The sequence below is a fragment of the Geminicoccus harenae genome (genome assembly GCF_019800005.1).
Taxonomy (GTDB): Bacteria; Pseudomonadota; Alphaproteobacteria; order Geminicoccales; family Geminicoccaceae; genus Geminicoccus; species Geminicoccus harenae.
Map to the genome: position 1 here is coordinate 1 of NZ_JABGCL010000089.1, position 5,141 is coordinate 5,141.

General features: G+C 32.2%; 1 protein-coding gene. It reads left to right on the forward strand.

Annotated features, from left to right (window positions below):
• The first annotated feature begins 2,595 nt into the window (after positions 1-2,595).
• Positions 2,596-3,462, forward strand: coding sequence for a zinc finger domain-containing protein (locus HLA95_RS26660; RefSeq protein WP_222185041.1), 867 nt, complete (start codon positions 2,596-2,598; stop codon positions 3,460-3,462).
• The last annotated feature ends 1,679 nt before the right edge of the window (positions 3,463-5,141 follow it).

The window sequence follows — 5,141 nt, forward strand, 5'->3', positions numbered from 1 at the left end:
CGAGAACACTTTTCACCTCTCTCTTTCCAAATGCAGTTCACGGCCATGAAGGTATCTACCCTCTAGTTTGAAGGATCAAAGGGTTTTAAGAAACCCTACATGATTGTTACATGTTCTTGAGGTTAGTAAAAGTGTTTATATTAATTCTTGAAGCATGCAATAATATGAAATTAAAAGTGTTTAATTTCAAGTGTTCTTGAGAGTTTGGTTTTTGATTAATTCATGTGATGAAGGTATGTTTTTAATTTGTTAAAAACACATAAGGTTACTGCCTAATGATGTATTAATGTATTAAAATTGTTTTTATACATTTTTATATCATAGAATTAATTTTAAATGAGATTTGAAATGAATTCTGGGTTGCTGCATTTTCTGGGCAGCAACATGTAAGTACTTTAAAAATCTTGAAAAATTGTTTTCTGGATTTTTTAAAGCAAGCCACTTATTAACTTCATTAATTCTAGGTCTTAACAATCTATAGGAAAAGTTCCCATGATTTTTGATGATCTAGAATAGCCACATAAGAATTTATGTGATTAAGAGTCGAATCTGTCAATTCTGACTCTATGTCACAAAAACTCTCAAATTAATTTCAAACGTTGGAATTAATTGATGAGACCCCTGCCATTGTTTAGAGGACTGAAAAACCTTGTGAAATGAAGTGTTTTGAGAACTTAGTTCACTAATAGAATGAGTTAATTAAATTGATTTGTGTAGGAATTCTTGAATCTGCCAGGGTTAAGAGTTCAAGTCACAAATAGCTCTAAAGTGAAACCAAACGTTGGAATCACTTAATGAGACCTATGCCATTTGAAAGAGGACTTAAAATCCTTGAGAAATAGTATTTTTCAGATATTAAAAGGTTGTTTTAATATAGAAGAAAAATATCTCAAAACAGTACCCAATTGCTGGAATTTCTGGTTTTAGAAATTGCTTGTTGTTTTGAATTTTATTTTGAGTTATTATTTATTCCACTTATGTAGGTTGATAGTGATTGATCTACTCTGCATATTAAAGTGTTAATAGCATAGTAGGAATTGTGATAATAATTTCTCAAAGTATTATTCATGTTTTAATTAAAACCCTAATTGCTTTGTTTTAGTGGTTTTAGTTATTTTAAAAGAAAGTGTTCTTTGATTTTCATATAAGATATGATTATATACTTTTAATGAGATTAAAAGTAATTAGTTATTATTATAGGATAATAATAATAATGGGATTATTATTGTTATAGGATAATAATAAAGAATGTGACTTTAATTAATTAAATGCCATTTGCCATCATCATTAATATAATTGCCTTTACTTAATGTTGTTTTCCTTTTATTATGCAATGTGTTGTATGATAATAAAATGGATGATTATGGACTTAAGACCAATTTAAAATGAGTTGAGATTGGCCGCATGTGATGTGACAGGTTATTGAATGGGTTTTTATTTAAATGAGTTTAAATAAATGTGATGTAATTATTAAAGGCTTTCATGCCTCTTTCCCTCTATCTCTCTTCACATGTAAATCCCCTATTTCCTTTAATCCCCTTCTTTATATTTAAATGTTTGTATTTTAAATTCAAAAGAAGATCATGGTGGAATCCTGTTCGAGAGACATCAAGCACTTGAGAAGTACTTGGCAAGAGGAATGAAGATCTTGTGAAGATTTTCAGTATTATGTAATGTGTTGCATATGTGTATAATTACGATCACTCGACCCACCAATATAAGACCTAGGGTTCAGCTTTAGTGGCTCTAAGCATGAACCCAACCCTAAAGTCCATAATCAATCCAAGGCCCATTATATATTTGTGATGTATGCTTGCATGGGCCTTGACCTGATTTATTATATGTTCAAGATGAATCCATCGCAACCTCTAGGAGGTCAGTGGGAGGATAGTTGAGAACTAATAATAAAGGTGGGTCTAAACCTTATGATATATTGTGATATATAGTAGTTATACATGTGATGTATGAATGTTTATAAAAATGAGACCATTTATCCAAAACCCCTAATTTTCTAAACTTAAATTGTAAGGAAGAGGCATGCAAATGCTTTATCCTAGCCTCCTACCATTACAAGCTATGAGGGTCTTTATGGTGGATGTGTTTGGCTGCAGATATGTGGGAACACATTCATTTGTAAAGATTCAAACAGGCTTGTGGCATATAGGATATCATGAGGTGCGATAATGGGGCTACCAAGAAGCTAATATGTTGCGGGATGCCACATTCAATTGACCATACTCATGTGAATGGTAGGTATGATTTAACTATAATATACTAACCAATAAACTATTATGTGAGGTTATTATATTCTAGAGGCTAAAGGATGATTGGGACTTGCTTGAGAAGCATTAGGATAAAGAGTTATCCACCCCTTTGAGTTAGTGGCCCAATAACCTAACATGTGAGGGTCCACTAGTTCAAATGGGACTCCAATCCCTGCTATGGAAATTCGAACTATGTTTGAAATTCACAAAGTCTCATCTTAGGGTGTATGAGATTTGAACAAAGTAGTGGGAGGAAACATATAAATTAAAGACCAGAAATTTAATGTTTTCAAAATATGAAATTTATTAATATTATTATTTTCTATTGTAGATGGCACCACTAAACCCTTTATCACGTATTCTTGATGACAACCGTTTAACCGGTCCCAACTTCAATGACTGGATTAGAAACCTGAAAATTGTTTTAGCCGCCGACAAAATAGACTATGTCTTAAAGTCTCCACGTCCTAATGCTCTTCCCGAAGGGGCATCAGAAGAGGAACAAGTTACTTATAACAAGTGGCTTGAGGATGATATTCAGGCGAGGTGCTATATTATGGCATCGATGACTAATGAGCTCCAAAGGCAACATGAAGTCATAGACAGCTCGCATGCTATCATCACCCATCTTAAGGAGCTATATGAGTCTCAGAATAGGGTTGTAAGGTACAACACTGTGGGAGAGCTCTTTGCTTGTAAGATGGTGGAAGGGACATCTGTCAATGAGCATTGCTTGAAGATGATCCGCAATATCCATGCCTTGCATGATCTTCGTGTGGATATCTCTTCTGAGATGGGGACTGATATTCTGCTTCACTCACTTCCTTCGAGTTACAAACCATTCATCATGAACTTTCACATGTCTGATGTGAATGACAAGGTCTCTCTGACCGACTTGATGAATATGCTTGTGACTGCTGAAGAGACTTTGAGAAAGGACTCTAAAGGAAGCGCTTTAGTTTTTGATGGTGCTTCAACTTCTAGATCCAAGCCTAAGGGTAAGGGTAAGAAGAAGAAGAATTCTCCATATAAAGCTAAAGGAGGTATGAAGAAGAAGGAGAAAGAGTCAAAAGACTCTAAGGGAAAGTGTTTCCACTGCGGTAAAACAGGTCATTGGAAGAGAAATTGCAAGGAGTACCTAGCAACTCTGAAGAAAGGTTCTTCTAGTGGTACGTCTTGTCATTTATTCATTTACTAATTTCGAATTAGTATTCTGCTTATGGTATGCGATACCTAATTGTTTTATTGTACAATGCGATTGTATATAGGAGACAAGGGGAAGCAGAAAGAAGAGTGATCTTCAGGCTGGCTTTGTTTGGAAAGGCTCAAAGTGTTGCTGCCTTTGACTTTGAAGCCTGATTTTTACTTATTCAGAATTTTAAGAACTTTTTAATTGCTGGATGTAATAATTACTTCCTCTGGAAGTCTTTATTTTAGTAATGTTTGTTTAAACATTTATTTGATTTTATAAATCTTTAATATTAGATATTTTAGATTTTGAAATCTTATCTGGCAACTGTCTTAAAGTTCTTAATTCTTTACAAATGCCTTGAATGAATAAAAATTTAAGTGTATATAAAGATTAAAGGGATAATACATAAGATGTATAAACCCTAACTTTTAGCTTATATACTTCATGAATAATAGATAATTGAAAAGTTCAATTGATTATTATGAAGTAAAACTAAAAGAAAGATATTGGGATATCTTAATAATCTTATATCACTTAAGGACCTTTAAAATGTTAAACGATATAGTTTAAAGGTTATTTGATAATATGAGATATTTCAAATAAACTTTAAAAGAAAGTTTTTCTAAATAAAGAGTTATTAGAAAAACAAGTTTTCTATATAAAGAGTTATAAGAAAACATGGTTTCCATATTAGTTTAAAATTATACCTTTATAAAACGACAAAGGGAATTTTATGTAATTAAAGGGTTTAATACATAAAGTACCTTAGTTTTTAAAAGGACTAGTGGGAGCATGAAAAGTCATCAAATTAATTTCTTTATTAGTACACACTATTAATACTAAAGTAGTATTAAGAATTCCATAATCGTTATAGGAATTCAAATCACATCAAAAAGGAGTTTTTGAAATGATTAATTCATATGAGATAAATATTTGAGAAATATGAGACTCATATGAGAATAAAGTATGTACTTATATCAATATCAAGAACATGCTGCAAAGAGTTGTCAGGCAGATATTGATAATCAATTCAGAATAGAGATTCAGAATAGAAACAAGTTTGTTCTTAAAAGAGTTTAAGAATGAAATACTTGTATTTCAAGAAATTACTAAATACACGCCATTTACATAGATTGCCTAATAGAATGTCGAGTGAACAAATGCTTTCTTTTGGAAGCATAGGTCTCATTTACTAGGACATCAGAGTTGGCAGCAGAATTAGTTTAAATACTATTATTGAAAATAATAAAATGCAAAATGGTTTTGCATCTGATGATCTATCTTGCCTATACACTAGAGAGTGCAATAAGCCTTGTCTTGCGAAGACTAGTATTCGATACTATGATGATTGGCTTTAGTGCAAGTGGGAGATTGTTAGAGGTATGCCCTAAAACCAATCCTAAAGGGCATATAAGTTTCATATTATTAATAAATGAAGGTATAACTTATCTGATGTGTATTAAACACATTAATGATAAGGTCCATGAATAAATGATAGGAGAAATATTCATCTCAAAGAGTTGAGATAGAGAGACTGATAATTTCTCATAGACATTTATTCTAAAACAGTTCCTACTCATAGGTTTGTTAAAGTGGATATTTAACTAACCGTATAAGAGTAGCACAGATTTAAACTGGCTCCAATGGGAGGATAGGTAGTCTTTCCTATCGGTGTAGTGACACTA